This is a genomic window from Alkalicoccobacillus porphyridii (genome assembly GCF_007293315.1).
In the GTDB taxonomy this organism is placed as follows: domain Bacteria; phylum Bacillota; class Bacilli; order Bacillales; family Bacillaceae_D; genus Alkalicoccobacillus; species Alkalicoccobacillus porphyridii.
Window position 1 is genome coordinate 712,413 of the sequence record NZ_VLXZ01000001.1, and the last position, 20,770, is coordinate 733,182.

Genomic DNA, 20,770 nt, shown 5'->3' on the forward strand with positions numbered 1-20,770 from the left:
TAGTTTTAAGATAATTTAACATTTATTTATTTCTTCCATATATGCTTTAATAACAGTATTTCTGTCAAAACTCTTTTCAACTTTTTTTCTTCCGGCTAGTCCCATTTGCTTTTTTACTAAAAACTCTAATTTTAAGAAGCCTTCAATTTTTAATATTAAATCCTCACTATTATTCGCTTTGACAATATAACCATTTATTCCATCATCTACAACCTCTCGGCAACCACTTCTATCAGTTGTAATTATTGGCCTACCTACTGCGGCACTTTCAAGCAGTACATTAGATAAACCTTCCGGATAATATGTTGGATGAATGGTACAATGTGTTCTTTCAAGGATATTATTAATATTCCTTATCATACCATGGTAGTGAATAATGCCTTCATTATGATATTTATACAACTTATCTTCATATGCTTCTTCACAAAAACCACAGATATGAAATCGTGTATTAGGATATTTACCTTTTATAAATTCAGCAGCTTCTAAGTATTGCTCTATTCCTTTTTGTTTCATTATTCTCGAAATAAATACAAATTCAATTTTATCATCACTTGGATAATCTAGAAGGTTAAATTGCTCCAAATTCACACCTGAACCAGGTAATAGTTTATGTTTACTAACAGCGATATTTCTTCTTTTGAAGAAATCCATATTTTCTTGATTCTGAAAGAAAACTGTATTGATTTTTTTGAAAGCATTTTTATATAATGCAGTTGTAATTTTTTGCATCAAACCACCGTTTTCTACAGCTGTTCCAAGACCGGTTATATTGGCTATATATGGTATCCCGAGAGTTTTACATGCAATCCCACCATAAATATTTGGTTTTATAGTAAAAGTCAGCACTACATCTGCTTTTACACGTTTAATAAGTTGTTTATAATACTTGATTAGTTTTAATTCGTTAAATACATTCGTTCCATGTCTGTCAAATATAATTTCTTCATATTCACAACCCATAGCCTTTAAATCTTCTATTCTTTCACCCCCCGGAGAAGAAATTATGACTTCGAATCCTTCAGCTATCAATTTTTCCACTATTTCTTTTCTGAAATTATAGATTACTACATCATGATTAACTAAAAAAAGTACTCTTTTTTTCATATATTCTTATTCCTACTTTCAGTTTCCGCAATCGATTTTTCTAAATCGTTTACCTGATAATTACCTAAAGCAGTTATATTTTCTTTATAGTATAGATTTCCAAAAACTTTATTTAGTATATTAATTTTAGATACCAGTGGTTTTATAAAGGGGTTGAAGCCATTTACAAGTCTTATATTCTTACCATGCACACTTGCTATCATTTTAACCATTTCGCTAGTCTTCACATACTCCTTATTCTGCGGAAAAAAATAACCTTTTTCCTGATTATAAATTAGGAGCTTAATAAATTCTGACAAGTTATCAATATGCAGCATACTTCTTTTGTTATCTATGTCTGGAAAAAAGGGGGATTTTTTTGCTAACTTTGCTAACTTTGGATAATTACCTTTTGAATTTTTACCATAAATCATTGGTGGTCGTACTATCACAACGTCATATTGGTCACTTTGCAATGGTACAATCCCTTTTTCCGCTTCCAATTTACTCTTACCATAAAAATTTGCTGGATCTGGAATAGTATCTTCTGTTATCACACCACCATTAATATTGTCCCCATATACAATAATACTGCTCATAAAAATAAATTGTTTAATTCCTGCTCGTTTTGCTTTTATTGCAATTTCAATTGTTAAATCTCTATTTACTTCATAATAAAGTTGTTCTTGTTTGGGATCTGTAGAGACATGAGCAATACCCGCAACATGCAATACCACATCAGCTTTTGAAAAATCCTTTTCGCGCCATTTCCCATCGCGCAAACTGACTTTCTCAATGTTTATCTCAGAATCATTCTTCACCCATTCGGCAAAGGAATTCCCAACATAACTGTGCTCACCAGTAATTAGAACGTTTTTCATTTTGATACATACTCCTTTTTGTCTTCTTCCTTTACTTCTTTATAGCCTTCAACCACGCCATCACTTTTCGCCACACTGACAAAAGTACCAAAGAAGCATTTAATATCCATTAAAACACCTATCTTTTTAATGTACTCTCCATCCAACTTTGCTTTAATGTCAATGGGTAATTCATCTCGTCCATTGATTTGGGCCCAGCCAGTCAAGCCTGGACGTATATCATTTGCGTGATATTTATCTCTTTCTTCAATTAAATCAAACTGATTCCATAGAGCTGGTCTTGGACCTATAATACTCATTTGTCCTGCTATAATATTAAATATTTGAGGTAGCTCATCAAGTGATGTTTTCCTAAGAAACTTCCCTACTTTTGTAATATATTGATCTGGATTCTTTAATAAGTGTGTTGGGGTGTCTTTAGGTGTATCCACACGCATGGTTCTAAACTTTAAAATGCTAAAATAAGTTTTATTTATTGCAACTCTTTTTTGTTTAAAGAAAACAGGTCCCGGAGACTCAAGCTTAATTGCTAAAACTAACACTAGTAGGATAGGTGATATCATGACCAGTCCTACTAATGAAATGATTAAATCAAAACACCTTTTCACTTTTAAATACATAGACAATACTCCTTCTTTTACTTTTTTAAATAGGAGAGCTATTTAACAGCATTTAGAGCCCTTGATGTTCTAACTTTAAAATTAGCAATATCAAGTAATCCTTGTCTTAAATCCTCTTGACTATTTCCTTGAAATCTTTCAATTAAGTTATAGGTTACATTAATATCGACTTCAGGTGTTTTACCTCTATAGATCATTGGATATACTTGTTCACTATGAACTTCATCCTCGCCTAATAACTCCTCGAACATTTTTTCGCCAGGTCTCATCCCTGTGAAAACAACCGGGATTTCTTCCTCGTTGTATCCAGATAGGCGGATAAGATTTTTGGCTAATTCAGCAATTTTTACTGGTTCGCCCATGTCCAAAACAAAAACTTCTCCCCCCTCTGCTAAAGAGCCAGCTTGAAGGACTAGTCTTGAAGCTTCTGGTATTGTCATAAAGTAACGTACCATATCTGGATGAGTGACTGTTACTGGACCACCATTTATTATTTGATCTTTAAATAATGGAATGACACTACCACGACTACCAAGTACATTACCAAATCGAACTGCTACAAAACGTGTGTTACTAACCATATCCATATGCTGAACCACCATTTCGGCAATTCGTTTTGTTGACCCCATCACACTGGTAGGATTAACGGCTTTATCACTTGATATCATGACAAAAGTGTTCACTCCAGCTGCATCTGCTGCTTCTGCAACATTACGTGTTCCCATGACATTGTTCTTGACGGCTTCCTCTGGGTTACGCTCCATTAAAGGCACATGCTTATGCGCAGCTGCATGAAAGATAACGTGAGGCTGATGTTTCCTCATAACGAGATGCATTTTTTCTTTATCCTGTATATCTGCAATCTCGGTATCTATACTTAAGTCAGGTAATGTTCTTCGCAATTCCATTTCAATGGAATAGATACTATTCTCACCGTGGCCTAATAGAATTAGTTGCTTGGGTGAGAATCTGGCAACCTGTCTACATATTTCAGATCCTATTGATCCGCCCGCGCCAGTTACTAATATCGTTTCACCAGTAATATATTCCGCAATACCATCAACATCTAATTCTACGGGCTCGCGACCTAATAAATCTTCTACTTCGACATCCTTAAATTGACTTACTTCCACGGATCCAAGAACAAGATCCTCCAGACGTGGAAGAATCTGCGTCTTGACTTTTGTATCCGTGCAAAGCTTCACAATTCGATTTAAATCTGTTTTTATAAGTGAAGGAATCGCAATGACAATATGCTCAACCTTATGTAATGATACCATTTCTTTAATACTTTTCGTTCCACCTAATATGGGTATATTCATAATCTCTAATCCATGCTTAGTAAAATTATCATCAATAAACCCTATTGGCATTAATGTTGTATCCTGATCTTGTTTTAATTGTCGCGCAATCATAGCACCAGCAGAACCGGCTCCTATAATCAACGTTCTTTTTCCGGCTTTTTTATTGGTCATGTATGTATCCTTATATAGTCTCCATGACATTCTTGAACCACCAATTAAGATGACATGCATCATCCAAGTCATAATTAATGTTCTAACATAAAACACTTGAAATACTGCTATTTGTACTAAAGCTGTAGCTATTATAGATATCGTCACAGCGTACACAATCGATTTTAATTCAGTCACACTTGCATACTCCCATGCTCTCTTGTATAACCTAAATCGATATGCACACAGATGATGAACTAGTAGTAATACAATTGAACTCACAATGAGTACTTCAGTTAATGGAGAATGACCTGCAGACAAAATAAAATTACAAATAAAAATTGAAAATAAAACAATTGCTGAATCAACAGAAATCAGCATTAGCAGTCTTTGCTTCATGCCCATATAAACATCTCTCCTCAAAAACTTCCTTAATTTTATAATCGTAAATATTTTTTACATGTCACTTAAAAAGAGCTAGAGAATCGCTCTGTAAATTACTTAAGCGCTTTTCTAGCTCTTCTCTCTCATTAAAAATAGATTCTTAGATTCTCATCATTAAAGCAATTCATCTCCATAAACTTGAGAAACTAATTTATCCCATAATATGATTTAATCTTACTACATTTCTTAACAAATATCGATAGTATCTTAACATTTTTTTAATATCTATTAACTTTACATTAATAATTGTCGATATAGATCTATTAATTTTCTATCTGCGAGATTTATTGACAAAAAAATAGCACAAACCCTCTTTTCAAAGGATCGCACTATTTATCCGAAGATTTTAAATCTCTTTTTTTTCTTTTTAATTGGCTCTGGAGGAAATATTGACATAACTTCATTAGTGACAATTCTTTCAGCATTTTCTCTAAATTGATATAACGTACCACTTCCATACTCTTTTTCAATGATTTCCGTTGCTTGTCTCATCCTGAAAGTACGCGCTTCAAGATTATGTGCATCGGACGCAAGAATGTGCGCAAGATTTGCTTCTATTAGTTGATTCGTGAATTCTTTAATATTCTTACCAAAATGACCTGTTACACTTGATGTTGTTATTTGCGTCAGTGCCCCATTACGAACAAGCTCAAATAATTTACTCGGCTTTTCTATTAGTGCTTTATTACGCTCAGGGTGAGCAATAATTGGAATATAGCCTTGTACAGCTAATTCGTAGAACAAACGTTCACTGTAAGCTGGAACTGAGTTACTCGGGAACTCAACTAAGACATAACGTCCTTCTCCTGTTAACGGTAGCGACTTTCCAAGCGCTAATTGCTCGCATAATTCACCATAAAGTCTAATTTCCTGTCCAGGTAAAATGGTTAAAGGAATAGATTCAGCTACTAAGGCTCTATTTACCTCTTCAACTCCTGTAAGCATTTGTTCAGCTGTTGTATCAAAATAAGGATTAGCATGATGTGGCGTAGCAATAATAGTTGAGATTCCCTCTGAAACAGCTACTTTTGCCATTTCTATACTGTGAGCAAGTGAAGCTGCTCCGTCATCTAGATTAGGTAGGATATGGCAATGACAATCTATCATAAAGTAAATCCCCTTCTCTAATTAAACCTTCTATTATGAGTAATAATAATAGTTTTTCTCATCAACTGGTTTGTTGTTTAAAATAACACCAAGTAAATTAGCATTTGTTTTAGTTAGAAGCTCTTTTGTTTTGATTAGTTCTTCACGATCTGTTTTGCCGCTTGATGTCACGATAATTGTTCCGTCCGCTTTATTAGCTAGTAATTGAGCGTCCGTTACGGCCATAACTGGAGGTGCATCGAAAAAGACTACATCAAATTGTTCAAGAGCCTCCCTAAGAACAATCTCCATCATCTGTGAATTAATGAGTTCTGCCGGATTTGGCGGAATTGGTCCACATGTTAAAATAAATAGGTTCTCAATTGTCGTCTGCTGGGAAGCCTCTTCCAAAGAAGTCTGTTTTGATAATACATTTGTTAAGCCTCTAGTATTAGGGATTGCAAAGGTGTAATGGACAGTTGGGCGACGCATATCTGCATCAACAACTAGTACCTTTTGTCCATTCTGTGCCATAACAATAGCAAGATTAGCTACTGTTGTTGACTTCCCTTCACTTGGCCCCGCAGAGGTAACAACAAAACTACGTAAATCTTTGTCCACTGATGAGTATTCAATATTTGTACGGATTGTTCGATATTGTTCCGAAATGGGTGAATGTTTATGTAAGTCTGCTACTAGTTGACGTTGAGTCTTATTCATTCTTCCGCTTTTTGGTTTCTTTCTCGATCTTGTTTGCATCATCATCATACACCTACTTTCTTTTGAGTGTTATTTGTTGCTTTCGTTTGTTAAACTATCCATGTTGGAGACTGCACCTAACACAGGCATTCCTAAAGCGTCTTCTATATCTTTCTCTGTTTTAATTGTAGTATCTAAATATTCTAATAAGAATGCGAGACCAACAGCGATCATTAATCCTACCACGGCAGCAATTAACATATTAAGAATTGGATTTGGGCTCACTGGAGAAGGATTCTCACCTACAGAGGCTACGGACAAAATATTTACGTTATCCACATTCATGATACTAGGAATTTCATTTTCAAAGACTTGAGCGACTGTATTTGCAATTAATACCGCTTCTTCAGGCGAACGATCTTGCACAGTAATATCTAATACTTGGGATTGATCAGCGCTTTCAACCGAGATAATGTCTTGTAGATTCGATACAGTTAAATCTACTCCTGATTCGGCAATAACCGGTTCTAATATTCTCGGGCTTTTTATAATCGTATTGTACGTATTGATTAATTCAATGTTAGTGCGAATATCATTTTGACTATACATTTGATCTGGATTTTGGTTTGTTTGATTAATTAATAACTGAGTGCTTGTCTGATACATTGGCGTTAGTAAAAAAAAGCTCACTAACGCTGCTATTGCCATTGCCACAATTGGTATTAATATAAGCAGCTTAAAGTGTCTTTTGAGAGTTTGAAATATGTCTTTTAGACTAATTGTTTCTTCCATCCGGTATAGAAACCTCCTACATTATATATCTTTTCATAGCTAAACAGGATTATATCATAGTTGCATAAGGAATATCGACTAATTTTTTCTTGTTAATCTGTTAAATATTCTCTATACTTATGAAAGTAATAGTGCCTTAGAGGTCTTAAGACCTATACAACATCAAGAGAGAGGCGTTTTGATTATATGAGAAAAGGATTTAAAATTGCGATCATAATTGTTGGTGTCTTGTTTTTAGCTGGTGCTGGGTTTGCTTATTATGTTTATGATTCTATACGAGATACGGCTTCTGCCATACATGAGCCAATTGGCGATAGAGAGCTTCCTTCTAGAGAAGTAGATATTGATAATGCTGAGCCTGTATCGTTTTTGATTGCTGGTATTGATGCTAGAGGGGATGATCTAGCAGGCAGATCAGATACTATGATTCTTGTTACCGTAAATCCCGGGGAGCGTTCAGTTAAAATGCTAAGTATTCCTCGTGATACACGGACTGAAATTATTGGACGTGGAACGATTGAGAAGATTAACCATGCACATGCTTATGGTGGTGCTGCGATGGCGATGGATTCTGTTGAGAATTTATTTGATGTAAGTATTGATCACTATGTAACGATCAATATGGAAGGCTTTAAAGAGTTAATTGATGCATTAGGCGGAGTAACGGTTAATAATGATTTTGCTTTTGAGTCTAGCGGATACACATTTCCAGAAGGTCAGCAGTTTTTAAGTGGAGATGAAGCATTGGCTTACTCTCGTATGCGATACGAAGATCCACGTGGCGACCTTGGACGCGCAGCTCGCCAGCGCGAAATTCTTGAAGCCGTTATGAATGAAGCGGCACAGTTTAGTTCTATTACAAAAGCAAACGACATTTTGAATGTAGTTGGTGGTTCGGTAAGAACGGATATGTCTTTGGACCAGATGTGGACACTTCAGAACAACTATCGTAGTGCATTAGGAACTGTAGATCAGTTGGAGTTTGATTATACTACGCAAACTATTGACGGTGCATCGTATGTATTGTTAAGCGATGAGACGGTTGCTAGTTTGAGCAGTGAATTGAGAGAGCATTTAGAGTTAGATTGATAGAGTGGGATCCTCTTCGCCTGGGTGGCGGAGGGGGTTTTTTTGTGGTGTGGTGAGGGCAAGGAGCACTGTTTCTAAGGGGGTTGGTGGGATTGGATCTAAGTAAGGGTCCGGCTTTTGCTAAGAAGATTGGGAGGTTTAGTAAGAAGCATGGGCCGTCTCCAAGAAGGATTAAGGTTTTGCCAAGAAGATCCTCTCCTTTATCAAGATCAACTCCCTCTCCCCAAACCCAAAAACCCCTCTCCAGCACCAACTAGAGAGGGTTAAATAAACGTTTAATTAAAATCGTTTTGCGCCGAGGTAGCGAGGCTTCCAGTAGCTGTTGTCCATGCTAGTAATGGTTACGCCTGTGCTTGTGCCTGAGTGGATGAACTGGTTATTTCCGATGTAGATTCCGTTGTGAGACGGACCTGATTTGTAGGTTTCGAAAAAGACCACATCTCCCACTTGTAGAGAAGATACGCTTTGGCCAGCACTGTATTGGGAAGCTGCTGTTCTTGGTACATTGATGCCTTGTTGTTTGAAGACATATTGGATAAATCCGCTGCAGTCAAATCCTGCTGGTGTTGCGCCGCCCCATCTGTATGATACGCCGATGTGTTTTGATGCTTCGGCAATGAGGTTTGTGACGGTTGCGCCAGAGTTAGAGCTACCAGAGTTGTTGTTGGCTGTTTCATTTTTTACGTTAGTGCCTGGGTTGTAGGTAGAGCCTTGTCCTAGCTTAGCGAACGTTTTTGGTCCAGCAATTCCGTCTGCTGTTAGGCCGTTGGCGCTTTGGAACTTACGTACGGCGTCTCTTGTGTCGTTTCCATAGTAGCCAGTAGCGTTCTGATTGAATACGCCCACTGATTTAAGTTGGTTTTGAAGATCAGTTACTGCGGCACCTCGGCTTCCTACACGTAGAACGGTTGAGCTTGATGGAGCTGGGCTTGCTTGGTTTGTGTTTTTGTTTGTTTGATTGGTTGGAGCTGGTGCTTTGGCGCCAGTATTGTTAAGTGCTCCGAATGTTTTTGGTCCAGCGATTCCATCAGCAGTTAGGTTCTTGCTACGTTGGAATGAACGTACGGCTTCGCGTGTGTCATTTCCATAATAGCCTGTTGGGTTCTGGTTAAAGAAACCAGCAGAACGAAGCTGTGATTGAAGCTGAGTCACTTGGTTTCCTCGGCTTCCTACACGCAGGATTCCAGAGTAGGAAACATTAGATGAAGACGTATTAGATGATGCATTGCTTGTATTATTTGAAGATGAATTATTATTGCTGTTGTTGTTACTGTTTGAAGAGTTACCTTTAAGTGCTCCAATTGTTTGTGGTCCAGCGATTCCATCTACTTTAAGATTGTTGGCTTTTTGGAAGTCACGAACGGCTTGAGTTGTGATCGTACCAAAGTATCCAGTAGACTGCTCATATGTAAAGAACCCTTTAGATTTCAATTGATCCTGAAGCTGAGTGACATCGGAGTGATTCATACCTTGACGAAGTGTTTGATCTCCAAGTGCAGCGTCTGCGACAGTAGGAATTGCCAATGCGAGTCCAGTAGCAACGGTTGATGTTAACACGGCCTTCTTCATTCTAGCTGTATGGTTCAAAAATAGAACCTCCTTATGATTTATCTTAGTTATTATTTATTTCGGCTGTATGTGTCATCTATTACAGAAGACCTGTCCATTATCTCTCACTTCTCTGTCAAAATAAGGGATAAAATTCGAATATGTCCTTAAATTCTACACGATTTTTGCCTTCTAATCTATCATTGTAACGAAACTGTAATATTACATTTGCATACTGATATAGCGCATAGGACTAAAGAACCCCCTGCTAAAGATTTAGCTGGGGGTGTTGCTAGATTTACTTTTTATATGACCGGCTAAGGCATAAAGGGTTAATGTTGAAGCAAAGTGAGAGGAGACGTTGTTCGGATCCTGTTGTGGGTACACTTCCACAAAATCCATGCCGACAATGCCCCGGGAGGTAAACTCATATACAAGAGTTAGTAGTTCATAACTAGTGAGTCCGTTGACATCGGTAGGACCACCCGGGTTAAACGCCACATCAAGCACGTCACTACAAATGGAGAGATAAACAACATCGACATTGGCGCTGGCCATTTCATATAACTCTCCAGCAAATGTTCGCAGGTCGTCCGCTTCTCTAATTTGATTACTTGTGATGGTTTTCGCACCAGCGTCTCTTGCATAGCGACCGGTAGCTGGTTTATTACGCGGGCCGTGAATGCCTGTGTGGATGAGGCTTTCATTTACAACTCCGTCAAGCTCATACAATCTTGCAAAAGGAGTTGAGCGGGCAAAACGTTCCCCGTCTTGGTGAGGCATGTTGTCATAGTGAGTATCCAGGTGGAGAATGCCTATTTTTTTATTAGGATGGGCTTTGGTTAAGCCGCGTACGATCGGGTAGGTAATGCCATGATCCCCGCCCAGGGCAATCGGGAACTTGCTTGTCTTCCAGATGTCAGCTGCAAACGATTCTATCCGGTCCATCGTCTCCTCGACATCTGCAGGGACCACATCTACGTCCCCCATATCAGCAAGGGTTAGATGCTCAAAAACATCGATGTGCTCAAGCTCGGGTAGATAGCCAGAATAGCGGCCCGAGCAGAGACGCATCACCTTTGGACCCATTTCACAGCCCGTGAAATCCCCCCACGTCACCGCGCCTTCCCAGGGCACACCGTAAACGAGCACATCAGCCTCGTCGATTGAATCTGTCGTACCGTTAATGCCGCATAAAAATGGCGGCGTATTACCATATAACATCTCGGACATGTTATCAGTCCTCTCTATAAGATTATCGAGGAACATTACCCTGATGCGGTAGGAGGTAAACATGGGAGGGATTGGGAGTGGCTTGGTGATTCTATTGGGCGACTTTCTTTCTCCATCGTTTCACTTTTAGGTTCCTTTGTTTCACTTTGCCCCTCTATCGTTTCACTTTAGGTTCCATCGTTTCACTTTGCCCCTCTATCGTTTCACCTCAGGTTCCATCGTTTCACTTTGCCTCTCTATCGTTTCACTTTAAGTTCCATCGTTTCACTTTGCCTCTCTATCGTTTCACTTCAGGTTCCATCGTTTCACTTTGCCTCTCTATCGCTCCATTCACTTGCCTATCGCTCCAATTCAACGCATTTACCAAGAACCTCCCTCCCCATCTCCGCACCTAAACAGGAAACAAACCGGCAGGACCTAGTGCCTGCCGGTTGCTTACTTTATATCTATTTTAAGAAATACCTCATAAGTCCATGGCACATGTGTGCTCTGTTGACCATGATGCTGAATTGACTTTTCGGTATGTTCAGAAAGATCATGCTGCGGTCTTTGAAGGTGACTAGAGTACCGTTCTTTCCGGAGTTCTTATACTGTTTACTATCTGAAATATGGGTAGTGAATATCCACTGACATTCTGGATTTTTAGGCGAATGAGTAGGACTGGCCACAACGGGTTGATTTTCTTTGATAAGAACAGGTACTTTATTTCGCTGTCCTAGTCGAGAGCGTACGAAGTCAATTCGGCCTTGAAGATTAGATCCATTGTCCAGACATGATTGTTCTAGCAGTTCAAGTGGTTTTCGTTTTACGTAATACTCTATATTTGGTTCGAACACTTTAGACTCGTATTCAATATCCTTGTGAGGGAGAATAAGTAATGTCTTTTCATTGATATCATAATCTGGTACATAGCGTATCTCTCTGTCATTATTTTCATATTTCATTCAAAGTCGCCTCCTACAATTTTTGTTGGAAATATGCCGCTTTTTAGCGATTCTAGGGAAGTTATCGCTTGTTTAGTAAGTTTACGCTACTCAAAAACGGTCAAAACAGGTTATCTACTACGTGTTTTGCTTCATTTCTTGATGTGCGTATGTAAGCAAACTTTCGTACTCTATCCTTACCGCGGAATACTTAGAAAGCGCGCTTTCAGAATGGTGCATATGATGACTTTGATATTCGATGAAGTTTTACAGCAATACACGCCTCTCATTAAAGGACAGATTAAAAAGCTGCGTCTTACGCAGAATTACGACGAATATTATCAGGTAGGCGTCATCGCTCTTTGGGATGCCTTTCGTAGATTCGAGCCTGAAAAGGGTGAGTTTGCGGCCTATGCTAAGCTACGAGTTCGTGGTGAGTTGATTTCGTCTTTGCGCAAAGAGCTAGTGCATAGTGAGCGTTATCTCTTAACGAGTGAATCTACAGAGCATCTGCTAGAACACGAGACAGCAGAGATGATGGATCTTACAGCCGATTTTTCCTTCACACCCTTTCTACAAAATTTGTCTGCGCGTGAATGGCTCTATGTGGAACAGATTCTTATTCTAGGCAAAAGCCGTAAAGCTGTTGCAGAAGAACAAGGGGTGTCTCTACATACGGTTTCCAGCTGGAGCAAGACAGCGCGTCGTAAATTACGTCAGGCGGGCCAAGCCATTGGTGATCCACGAAAAATGGAATGACAAATACACTATTGTCATTTCAATTAAAATTATACTAATAAGATAACTGATATGCAATTGATTTATTCAAATTATTTAGTAAATTACAAATAATACTCATGGAATTTGTATCCGACGCCACGGATGGTTTGGATGTAGGGGGGAAGATCGCAGTCTGTGGCTAGTTTTCTTCGTATGTTACTGATATGAACTAATACGGTGCGGGTATCCTGATAACTTCCCGGTCCCCATATTTGTTCGTACAGTTGTTTTGAGTTGGAAATTCGCTTGGGCTGAGAGGCTAGATAAGTTAGTAGTTTAAATTCCTGTGCGGATAGTTCAACGTCTACCCCTTTTAACTGGACCGTCTGGGTAATTAAGTAAATGGAAAGATTGGTGTAATGGATACTGTATGGGCTTGCTTCTACTTCTCTTCTAAATTTTCCTAGATGTAATTTCATTCGAATAAATAACTCCGTGTAGTCCAAGGGTTGTTTCAAAAAATCATTGGCTCCCGCTTCAAAGGAATCGATCATTATGGTACCGATTGTTTCAATAACAATAATAGGGATTAATAGCTTCAATCTAATTTTTTTACATAGTTCCACTTGGCAGGTGGACATAAGCTCACTTCCAATAATGACTAGTTGAGGGCTTTGTTGTTCAACTACCTCATTGGTATTGATGCCAGGCTTGTGATAGACAACGTGTAAGCCATCCTCTTCTGCTTTTAAACGGATCTGTTCAAACAGTAATGTCCGATTATCAATGATTAGTATCCTAGCTCTACCCATAGGCTCCTCCATGCTATTTGTGTATTTCTATAAGTATACTTGCATTCTGCATATTTTCAAGCAAAAAGGACTTTTGTATGATATTATTCATCTTCTCATATAGGAAAAAGACCCCGATACTGAATTGGGGTCTTCCTTTTATATCCATCTATAGTACTACTCTGTGTCTTCTTCCTGTTCCACAGATCCATTCTGCATACCGTCGTCCTCATCACCCATGATCTGCTCGTCTGATTCTTCTATTTGTAAATCAGGATCTACGTCTCCTTCTTCCTCCATGTTCTGAGGTTCGCCATCCTTCGTGGCCGGATCCGTTATACTTTCCCGATTTGTGCTTGATGAATTTGGTGACTGCTCACCGTCACTGCAAGCGGTCATGAATACAACTGCAGAAAGGAGTGAAGTAATTAATCTTGATGGTTTAAACATGCTGGTACCTCCCGCAGACTTGATAATCGTGATACAACCATCATCTTACCAACGGGAGCGGACAAGCGTCTATCGTATTAGCTGTACTTATACAATCTCACACGGTCTTTCATACATTTCAGGCCAAACGATAGATGTGGATGGTCTATGTTCAAAGGAAGAATTAGCTATTTTGCTGTAAGGCAAAGGTCATATCCGCTTCTACCGCTACTTCCCCATCCACAGTGGCGACACCGTGAGCTTTAGCGACTGGCCCTTTTAAGCGAATGATTTCCACCTCAAGACGCAGCTGATCCCCTGGCTTGACTTGTCTTTTGAAACGACACTTCTCGATTCCGCCAAACAAACCAATTTTTCCTTTATTTTCTTCCTTCGTTAAAATTGATACGGCGCCAGTCTGTGCTAGAGCTTCAAGAATCAAAACTCCAGGCATTACCGGATAGTCGGGAAAGTGCCCATTAAAAAATTCTTCATTTGCGGTTACATTTTTGATTGCGACTGCTCGTTTACCCTCTTCAACCTCTACAACCTTATCAATCAATAGAAATGGGTAGCGGTGGGGAATAATTTCTTTAATCTGTTCAATCGTAAACATTGTCAACATCCTCTCAAGGTATCATACCTGGCATTATACCATAATTGCCTCTGGAATCTGCTGATGCCTCCTGACTGCTTTTAGTGTAATATAAAAGAAATAACACGAAAGGAAGCGATTACATTGGCGATTTTTCAGGGACAATTTACTTCTGAGGCACTTGGAGGTCTTCAAACCGGAATTCATGTCATTCAGCCAGAGCACTTTCAACAAAAAGAACGACGCGTCATGTATTTACTACACGGCATGACAGACAATGAAACAACCTGGACACGCCGTTCTGCTGTTGAACGATATGCGGATACATATGGGTTCACTGTTATTATGCCTAATGTTGATACGAGCTTTTATTCTAATATGAAATACGGAAAAGCCTACTGGACCTATGTGTCTGAAGAGCTTCCCAAAGCCGTAGAAACCTTCTTCGGCATTAAGCCTAATCCTGCTTCTACCTATGTTGCCGGTTTATCTATGGGAGGCTATGGCGCCTTTAAGCTAGCTCTTAACCAGCCAGAACGCTTTGTGGCCGCTGCCAGCTTCTCCGGAGCACTAGATGCAGCTGGCCTCTATGCACCAGAGGGCCAGAATGATCAGCGTAAACAGATTATGTATGCCAACTTCGGAGAGAACCCTGACTTCACCACATTCGGAGGAGACCTCTTCCATCTTGCCACCGAGCATAAGGAGAACGCACGCACATTGCCAGAGCTATATCAATATTGTGGCACAGAGGATTTTCTTTATGATATGAACATTGCTTTTAGAGACCATCTAAAACAACTGAATTACCTCACCCACTACGAAGAATCACCAGCCCCGCACACATGGGATTATTGGGATTATTGTATTGAGGATTTTATGAAGAGGGTTGTGGAAACTAAAGAGTAGAGCAGCAATATAGCTGCTCTACTCTTCTTTTTTCTTCAATTCACGATCATATGATAACTTGTGTGATCAATATCATATTTTTTGGCTGCATGTATCAAATCATTTAACACCGCATCTGAGAGATGAATGCCTTCTTTTTGGGCTTTAACCATATGATTGTGCTCTATTTCTCCCGGTAAGTAGATCCTATCGTAGCCTTCAGCAAGCGGAAGGTTCTTTATTTCGTTAATCATCTGATCGGTTCTTTGTTTATAAGCGTCTAGATCTTCAAATAGATCTGCTCTCATAACCAGAAAGAAATTTCCGACATTCTGATTTTTATCTAAATCCCTATACAGGCTAGCTACATGAGGTCCGTAAGCTGCGCCTGAAAATAGACCTGATAAAGAATCCACTAGTAGAGCTAAACCGTACCCCTTTGGTCCACCCACTGGTAAAACAAGCCCTTCATATGCTTCATGTGGATCACTTGTTGGTTTGCCTTCTTTAGATATAGCCCATCCTATAGGAATATTTTGATTGTTTTTCTTTGCTAACGCAATCTTGCCTCGTGCTACTACACTTGTTGCCATATCAAAAATGATATCATTCTCTTTCCCTGCTGGGAGACCATAAGACATTGGATTTGTTCCGAAGTATCCCGTTTTCCCTCCCCAAGGTGCCATACTTGCCGTAGCATTCGTCATATTTAATGAAATACAATCGTTTTTCGCTGCATACATTGAATAATCGGCCAGCATGCCGGAATGGGTAGAGTTTTTAATAGCGACTACGGCTAATCCATTTTTCTTTGCTTTTTCCACGGCTCGTCTCATTGCTTTTGTTGCTGTGACTACACCTATTTTTCCATCGCCATCTATTAAAAGACTTCCTGGTGTTTCCTTTATGACTTGTAGTTCTGATGATCCTTTTGTGATCCCTATGTCTAGCCTTTTGGTGTATATATCCACCCTACTAACCCCATGAGACTCTACTCCTCTTGAGTTCGCTAGGACAAGGTGTTTTGATATGATATTTGCATCTTCTTCGTTTAGCCCTGCTCCCTTAAAGATGTCTCTTATAAAGACTTCCAACGCATCTTTACTTAGTATACTTGTCATAAATGTCAGCTCCCTATTTGTTGCCTTATTTATTGACTTAGATACCATTTATTTAGAATAGTAGCTTAATACCTCTTTCCAGTCAGATGGCTTATTAGATTGATTAGTAGACACTTTCGCAAGCTCTACCAACTTTTCTTTAGCAGCCTTGGTTAAATCTGAATTAAGTCCTACTTCGTCTAACATATCAATAGAGCTTTGAAGTTCATACGATCTTCTTTCAGCATGGACGGCACTACCTGTCACCAGTCGATTTAACGTATCCATAAATTGATGGCTGTCCATTGTCTCTTCTAATGAGCTTAGCACTTCAGAAGAGACGTTATAGGATTCTGAAGCCTGTAATGTCTCCAGATACAGACCCACAATGCCTTTCATAAATATGCTTCTAATTAATTTTATCGCGGATGCATCCCCAGCCTTATTTCCCACCACAGTGATGTTCATGTGATAAGGACTCATTTGGTCAATAAGCTCCTGTGTTCCAGTTCCGCTCGCTGAGATAGGAACTTTATGCTTATACACTGGTAAAGGACCAAGCATCGCAGCATCTACAAATTTAATATGTCTCTCTGTTAGTGCCTTTTCAATTTCTTGTTTAATTGAGGGGTTTGAGGCGGATACGTCTACGTACAAGAAGGATTGATCTTTCAATTCTTCTCTTACATTTAGACTCACTTCCAGTGCCTTACTTGCTGGTACGGCAACAAAAAGGATCTGAATATCTTGAATCAGCTCTGAAAGACTTGCGACAAGTTGAACGTTAGCACTCTCCGCTCGACTTTTGATTTGTGCGCCCATTTTCTCGTGACGCATCATCACATCATACGCCTTGATCTCAGTGAGTCCCTCTTCTTTTAATCCATTGGATAGTTCATAAGCCGCTTCTCCATATCCTAAAAAGCCTACTTTCATTTTTATCACCTTTCATTTCTATTAATTTCAATCTACATTTTTCTTTTGAACATGGTAATTCATCTGAGTCAAAATGCCATCCACTTCCTTCAAACGTTGAGAGATCATATCGGTTTTCTCTAAAGATAATGATCCAATAAGATAATCTACGATAAAAATAGAAGAAACAATGGAATTATGTGAGGCTATGCTATCTGCTGGACAAGCCAATACAATGTCTGCAAATGAAACTACAGGCGATGAAAATTTATCTGTGATCGCAATAACTTTTGTTCCTCTTCTCTTTGCTTGCTCCGCATAGTACATTAGACGTTCCCCATATCTAGCAAAGCTTACAACAATCAGTAGATCGTTCTCAGTAAATGCAATGACATCGTCAACCCAATCACTTGAATCCGCAATGGTCAGTTTTGTATTACCTAGCATACGATTTAAATTGTGAGTAAGATATTGGGCTACAGGCAACCCACTTCTGACACTTGTACAATAAATCGTTGAAGATGAGCTAATCATTTTGACCGCGTCATCAAGGCTTGCTTCATTTAATTGATTAGCTTTCTGAATTTGATCAATTTGCAAATCATAATGACGTAACCAGCTTTCATTTTTCGAAAGGTGTTTCAGGTTATTTTCAAACCGCGTTTGCGGTGCTGTTTCTTCTCGTATATGTGATTGTAAATTCTTTTGAAATTCTGAGTAACCTGAATAACCAACATTAGACATAAGCCTCATAATCGTTGTTGTGCTTGTTCCTACTTTTTTAGATAATTGTTCTACTGTCATAAATCCGACCTCAGAATAATGATCAATAATATAATCAACGACTAATTTTTGAGATCTCGGTAAAGACCCTACCTTCTCTTTTAAAGTTTCTAAAGGGTTTTTCATTCTGCCAACTCCTAAAGGATAATAAACGCTCTCTTAAAAAGCATATCTAACTTCGCTTAGAGTGTCTATTATCCTTCTATAGGGAGATTTATTGTTTTTTTATTTCAACCACTTGGGTCGGATGTTTCCTGCTGCTATTTGCTCTAAACGGTTGTCTTCGTAAGCTGCTTTCTCTTCAGCCTTTGCCAGTGCTTCCTCCACTTTGTCTCTGGATAAAACAATGACGCCGTCTGCATCACCCATCACGAAATCTCCGGGCTTAACATCTAAGCCCCCACAAGTAATGGGTTGGTTTAAGACACCAGGACCATTTTTTGTTGGTCCCCCTGAAATCGCCCCTCGACTAAACACAGGAAGTGAGGCTTTTGATAAGGTATGGTAGTCCCTTATTAATCCATCTATCACGAAGCCGCTTAATTGAAGTGCAGACGCTGCTGCCACCATTAATTCCCCGATGATTGCCCTTTGCTCGTAGCCATTCGCATCAACAACCAATACATGTCCAGGTTGAGAGTTATAAATGGCATGGTGAACGGCCAGATTGTCACCATTCTCGACGTCAATAGTAACTGCCGCTCCTACTAATACACTGTCTATATTACAAGGTTTAATTAGATGATTCATTTCAACTGGCGTATCCATGCCATCACTTATGAGTGTTGTGCTTAGTTTTTTGGCTCTCTCCACCCAATCCTTTGGTAACACCTCTGGAGCATGATGTATCTCTATATTTGTCATGTTAATTCTCCACTTCCTTTACTTTCGGTTTTTTGAAGTATGATAGTAAATATCCTGAAAACGCTGCAATGGACGTCATAAAATAAACGGTGTTAGCTAAGTTTTCATCTAGTCCCACTACCCAGCTGCCTTGTAAAGCAAAAAGTCCAATCATTTGACCAAACACTAATACTGAGCCAAGTACAGTAAATAAGAACACAGAAAGTATAAAAATAGTTAAAATGATCTTTCTCATAATATCCCTCCTACAATGGGATAGGTATAATGCCCATACCTATCAACCAGCTTATGATCATTAATGGAAGCGTGTAATACAAAAGCAATGGCATATACGTCTTTTCTGGTGCTACCCGCGCCATTCCTGTTGCGACATAAATTGGTCCTGAAGTTGGTGTACTACCTTCCGTTGCACCAAACATCATAATGGTTACAACAGCGAGTAGTGGATCCACTCCAACTGCTGTTAATGCACCAAACGAGGCAAGTCCAATCGTTGCAATCGTGGCTGACGTAGCGAGTGGTGTAGCCACTAAGGTAATAATGATGCCTACAATTGCAATCATTAGCCATTTTGGTACTGCAAAAGAAGTCATTAACGCCTGCAGCTGATCTGTTAATCCCATTTGATTAAGAACAGCACTCGTCGCAAATGTAAAGATTAAGACCGGACCAATGACATAATAAGCTGGCGCCGTTTCTTCAAAGAATTTGGTCCATTGGCTTTTTCCTTTAGGCAAATGATTACGACCTACTAGTAATGTAAAAATAATCATAAAGACTGGAACCCAAACAATAAACGATATGGCATCCATCGCCGTCTCACCAATGTTATCCACTGACGTGAACCAGTTAGCAAGCGGTCCGAAATTAATAATAAGCGGGATGATAATACCTAAGAAAATAAGTAAAGACGTCCATCCTTCAGCAAATGACTTACTTATGGGCTGAATCAAATCAGCATGAACAGGCTGAATGTTATATTTCTTTGTCATGATATAAACAACCACAACACGGTGGATTAATGCGTAAAGACCTGCTACATATAATGCGATAAATAAGTCCCCTTGACCTACGCTTGCTGCAACAGGTGCAAACCCTAACATAATAAACATGGTTGAGTTTGGGGGAATAATACTTCCAAACCCCGAGTTCCCCGCTACAACTGACGCTGCATGCTCCTTACGCCAGCCCGAACGCTCCATCCAAGGGATGGTTATGGAGCCCGTTGTTGCCGCAATCCCTGAACCGGACCCTGCAACAAGAGCAAATAACCCTGACCCTAACGTATTTACATATGCTGCTCCGCCTGGCAAACGACCAAGCAGTGAATTTAGAATCTGAATAATCCTTCCTATAAGGCCTGTGTAGTTAATTAACTGTGCCATAAAAATAAAGGCTAATGTTGCAAAGACAACGGAGTGTGTAAGCCCTGTCATTAAACTAGGTAAAAATAAATCAAAAGCCTGACTTCCCGAAAAAATAAGAGTCATAATAAAGCCTAGTATCATAGCTTCGCCAATATTACGTTTTGTAAAAATGGCCCAAATTAATACTACAACGATGAATGCAATTAGTGCCCAAACCGCAGTACCCATGTAATCAACTCCTCCCAAGTACTAATTATTACTTTTTAATTTATTTTAGTAATAAATATTACATGTTAGTCAGTCTATCATCCTTATTCAAAAATGTAAACGTATTCATTTAAAATATTTTCTGGAAATAGGTGACAAGGAATAAATCGAGGATCACTCAAGACATTCAACTATTTATAGTGCCCAAAAGAAAAGCCAACTTATGCACTCTATACAAAATAAGAGATTAGCCAAA

Annotated in this window: 22 protein-coding genes; 3 read left to right on the forward strand and 19 right to left on the reverse strand. The window is 39.1% G+C overall.

The annotated features are described in order from the left end of the window. Positions 1-15: 15 nt before the first annotated feature. The 7 genes from FN960_RS03180 to FN960_RS03210 form a co-directional block, all read right to left on the reverse strand. A complete protein-coding gene (locus tag FN960_RS03180; protein ID WP_143846915.1) occupies positions 16-1,107 on the reverse strand; it encodes a glycosyltransferase family 4 protein in 1,092 nt (363 codons plus the stop codon). Beyond that, positions 1,104-1,967, reverse strand: coding sequence for an NAD-dependent epimerase/dehydratase family protein (locus FN960_RS03185; RefSeq protein ID WP_143846916.1), 864 nt, complete (start codon positions 1,965-1,967; stop codon positions 1,104-1,106). Before FN960_RS03185 ends, FN960_RS03180 begins: the two co-directional genes overlap by 4 nt. Then, entirely contained in the window at positions 1,964-2,587 is a 624-nt protein-coding gene (locus FN960_RS03190; RefSeq protein ID WP_143846917.1) for a sugar transferase, read from the reverse strand. The genes FN960_RS03185 and FN960_RS03190 overlap by 4 nt, the downstream gene beginning before the upstream one ends. A gap of 38 nt (positions 2,588-2,625) precedes the next feature. Continuing rightward, positions 2,626-4,446 carry a polysaccharide biosynthesis protein gene (locus FN960_RS03195; RefSeq protein WP_143846918.1) on the reverse strand — a complete coding sequence of 607 codons (1,821 nt, stop codon included), beginning with the start codon at positions 4,444-4,446 and terminating at the stop codon, positions 2,626-2,628. 372 nt (positions 4,447-4,818) lie between these two features. Next, a complete protein-coding gene (locus FN960_RS03200; RefSeq protein ID WP_143846919.1) occupies positions 4,819-5,592 on the reverse strand; it encodes a tyrosine-protein phosphatase in 774 nt (257 codons plus the stop codon). A gap of 33 nt (positions 5,593-5,625) precedes the next feature. Beyond that, positions 5,626-6,291, reverse strand: a complete 666-nt coding sequence (locus FN960_RS03205) for a CpsD/CapB family tyrosine-protein kinase (RefSeq protein ID WP_260681900.1) — start codon at positions 6,289-6,291, stop codon at positions 5,626-5,628. Positions 6,292-6,360: 69 nt separating this feature from the next. Next, positions 6,361-7,062, reverse strand: a complete 702-nt coding sequence (locus tag FN960_RS03210; RefSeq protein ID WP_143846920.1) for a YveK family protein — start codon at positions 7,060-7,062, stop codon at positions 6,361-6,363. A gap of 186 nt (positions 7,063-7,248) precedes the next feature. Between FN960_RS03210 and FN960_RS03215 the strand changes: the two genes are divergently transcribed. Beyond that, complete coding sequence (locus FN960_RS03215; RefSeq protein ID WP_143846921.1) at positions 7,249-8,151, forward strand: LCP family glycopolymer transferase; 903 nt, start codon at positions 7,249-7,251, stop codon at positions 8,149-8,151. A 279-nt stretch (positions 8,152-8,430) separates the two neighbouring features. On the opposite strand, the gene FN960_RS03220 is transcribed toward FN960_RS03215, so the two are convergent. The 3 genes from FN960_RS03220 to FN960_RS03230 all read right to left on the reverse strand — a co-directional run bounded on the left by FN960_RS03220 (position 8,431) and on the right by FN960_RS03230 (position 11,876). Next, positions 8,431-9,738 carry a C40 family peptidase gene (locus FN960_RS03220; protein WP_260681901.1) on the reverse strand — a complete coding sequence of 436 codons (1,308 nt, stop codon included), beginning with the start codon at positions 9,736-9,738 and terminating at the stop codon, positions 8,431-8,433. Between the two features lie 237 nt (positions 9,739-9,975). Continuing rightward, positions 9,976-10,932 (reverse strand): agmatinase family protein, encoded by a 957-nt coding sequence (locus tag FN960_RS03225; protein WP_143846922.1) that lies wholly within the window; start codon positions 10,930-10,932, stop codon positions 9,976-9,978. 446 nt (positions 10,933-11,378) lie between these two features. Continuing rightward, on the reverse strand, positions 11,379-11,876 hold the full coding sequence (locus FN960_RS03230) for a competence protein ComK (RefSeq protein ID WP_143846923.1): 498 nt from the start codon (positions 11,874-11,876) through the stop codon (positions 11,379-11,381). Positions 11,877-12,095: 219 nt separating this feature from the next. Between FN960_RS03230 and FN960_RS03235 the strand changes: the two genes are divergently transcribed. Further along, positions 12,096-12,614, forward strand: coding sequence for a sigma-70 family RNA polymerase sigma factor (locus FN960_RS03235; protein ID WP_185970886.1), 519 nt, complete (start codon positions 12,096-12,098; stop codon positions 12,612-12,614). A gap of 83 nt (positions 12,615-12,697) precedes the next feature. Here FN960_RS03235 and FN960_RS03240 read toward each other — a convergent pair whose 3' ends face one another. The 3 genes from FN960_RS03240 to fabZ form a co-directional block, all read right to left on the reverse strand. Then, a complete protein-coding gene (locus tag FN960_RS03240) occupies positions 12,698-13,387 on the reverse strand; it encodes a winged helix-turn-helix domain-containing protein (RefSeq protein WP_185970887.1) in 690 nt (229 codons plus the stop codon). Between the two features lie 156 nt (positions 13,388-13,543). Continuing rightward, positions 13,544-13,816 (reverse strand): hypothetical protein, encoded by a 273-nt coding sequence (locus FN960_RS03245; RefSeq protein ID WP_143846926.1) that lies wholly within the window; start codon positions 13,814-13,816, stop codon positions 13,544-13,546. A gap of 163 nt (positions 13,817-13,979) precedes the next feature. Beyond that, on the reverse strand, positions 13,980-14,411 hold the full coding sequence (gene fabZ, locus FN960_RS03250; protein WP_143846927.1) for a 3-hydroxyacyl-ACP dehydratase FabZ: 432 nt from the start codon (positions 14,409-14,411) through the stop codon (positions 13,980-13,982). A gap of 123 nt (positions 14,412-14,534) precedes the next feature. Between fabZ and FN960_RS03255 the strand changes: the two genes are divergently transcribed. Next, positions 14,535-15,299: an alpha/beta hydrolase gene (locus FN960_RS03255; RefSeq protein WP_185970888.1), complete on the forward strand. Its 765-nt coding sequence runs from the start codon at positions 14,535-14,537 to the stop codon at positions 15,297-15,299. Between the two features lie 35 nt (positions 15,300-15,334). Here the strand turns inward: FN960_RS03255 and FN960_RS03260 are convergent, their stop codons facing one another. The 6 genes from FN960_RS03260 to FN960_RS03285 all read right to left on the reverse strand — a co-directional run bounded on the left by FN960_RS03260 (position 15,335) and on the right by FN960_RS03285 (position 20,535). Continuing rightward, positions 15,335-16,399: an Ldh family oxidoreductase gene (locus FN960_RS03260; RefSeq protein WP_185970889.1), complete on the reverse strand. Its 1,065-nt coding sequence runs from the start codon at positions 16,397-16,399 to the stop codon at positions 15,335-15,337. A 48-nt stretch (positions 16,400-16,447) separates the two neighbouring features. Beyond that, a complete protein-coding gene (locus tag FN960_RS03265) occupies positions 16,448-17,314 on the reverse strand; it encodes an NAD(P)-dependent oxidoreductase (RefSeq protein ID WP_143846930.1) in 867 nt (288 codons plus the stop codon). A gap of 27 nt (positions 17,315-17,341) precedes the next feature. Next, a complete protein-coding gene (locus FN960_RS03270; protein ID WP_143846931.1) occupies positions 17,342-18,202 on the reverse strand; it encodes a MurR/RpiR family transcriptional regulator in 861 nt (286 codons plus the stop codon). Between the two features lie 99 nt (positions 18,203-18,301). Then, positions 18,302-18,940: an RraA family protein gene (locus FN960_RS03275; RefSeq protein WP_143846932.1), complete on the reverse strand. Its 639-nt coding sequence runs from the start codon at positions 18,938-18,940 to the stop codon at positions 18,302-18,304. A 1-nt stretch (position 18,941) separates the two neighbouring features. Continuing rightward, entirely contained in the window at positions 18,942-19,175 is a 234-nt protein-coding gene (locus FN960_RS03280; RefSeq protein WP_143846933.1) for a hypothetical protein, read from the reverse strand. A 10-nt stretch (positions 19,176-19,185) separates the two neighbouring features. Continuing rightward, positions 19,186-20,535 (reverse strand): TRAP transporter large permease subunit, encoded by a 1,350-nt coding sequence (locus FN960_RS03285; RefSeq protein ID WP_143846934.1) that lies wholly within the window; start codon positions 20,533-20,535, stop codon positions 19,186-19,188. Positions 20,536-20,770: the final 235 nt, after the last annotated feature.

Bases quoted from the DNA above. Each gene is read 5' to 3' on its own strand.
- FN960_RS03270 (WP_143846931.1), bottom strand. From the start codon at position 18,202: ATGAAAAACCCTTTAGAAACTTTAAAAGAGAAGGTAGGGTCTTTACCG.
- FN960_RS03210 (WP_143846920.1), bottom strand. From the start codon at position 7,062: ATGGAAGAAACAATTAGTCTAAAAGACATATTTCAAACTCTCAAAAGA.
- FN960_RS03195 (WP_143846918.1), bottom strand. From the start codon at position 4,446: ATGGGCATGAAGCAAAGACTGCTAATGCTGATTTCTGTTGATTCAGCA.
- FN960_RS03240 (WP_185970887.1), bottom strand. From the start codon at position 13,387: ATGGGTAGAGCTAGGATACTAATCATTGATAATCGGACATTACTGTTT.
- FN960_RS03185 (WP_143846916.1), bottom strand. From the start codon at position 1,967: ATGAAAAACGTTCTAATTACTGGTGAGCACAGTTATGTTGGGAATTCC.
- FN960_RS03205 (WP_260681900.1), bottom strand. From the start codon at position 6,291: ATGAATAAGACTCAACGTCAACTAGTAGCAGACTTACATAAACATTCA.
- FN960_RS03230 (WP_143846923.1), bottom strand. From the start codon at position 11,876: ATGAAATATGAAAATAATGACAGAGAGATACGCTATGTACCAGATTAT.
- FN960_RS03200 (WP_143846919.1), bottom strand. From the start codon at position 5,592: ATGATAGATTGTCATTGCCATATCCTACCTAATCTAGATGACGGAGCA.
- FN960_RS03180 (WP_143846915.1), bottom strand. From the start codon at position 1,107: ATGAAAAAAAGAGTACTTTTTTTAGTTAATCATGATGTAGTAATCTAT.
- FN960_RS03280 (WP_143846933.1), bottom strand. From the start codon at position 19,175: ATGAGAAAGATCATTTTAACTATTTTTATACTTTCTGTGTTCTTATTT.
- fabZ (WP_143846927.1), bottom strand. From the start codon at position 14,411: ATGTTTACGATTGAACAGATTAAAGAAATTATTCCCCACCGCTACCCA.
- FN960_RS03215 (WP_143846921.1), top strand. From the start codon at position 7,249: ATGAGAAAAGGATTTAAAATTGCGATCATAATTGTTGGTGTCTTGTTT.
- FN960_RS03245 (WP_143846926.1), bottom strand. From the start codon at position 13,816: ATGTTTAAACCATCAAGATTAATTACTTCACTCCTTTCTGCAGTTGTA.
- FN960_RS03235 (WP_185970886.1), top strand. From the start codon at position 12,096: ATGATGACTTTGATATTCGATGAAGTTTTACAGCAATACACGCCTCTC.
- FN960_RS03285 (WP_143846934.1), bottom strand. From the start codon at position 20,535: ATGGGTACTGCGGTTTGGGCACTAATTGCATTCATCGTTGTAGTATTA.
- FN960_RS03275 (WP_143846932.1), bottom strand. From the start codon at position 18,940: ATGACAAATATAGAGATACATCATGCTCCAGAGGTGTTACCAAAGGAT.
- FN960_RS03225 (WP_143846922.1), bottom strand. From the start codon at position 10,932: ATGTCCGAGATGTTATATGGTAATACGCCGCCATTTTTATGCGGCATT.
- FN960_RS03265 (WP_143846930.1), bottom strand. From the start codon at position 17,314: ATGAAAGTAGGCTTTTTAGGATATGGAGAAGCGGCTTATGAACTATCC.
- FN960_RS03190 (WP_143846917.1), bottom strand. From the start codon at position 2,587: ATGTATTTAAAAGTGAAAAGGTGTTTTGATTTAATCATTTCATTAGTA.
- FN960_RS03260 (WP_185970889.1), bottom strand. From the start codon at position 16,399: ATGACAAGTATACTAAGTAAAGATGCGTTGGAAGTCTTTATAAGAGAC.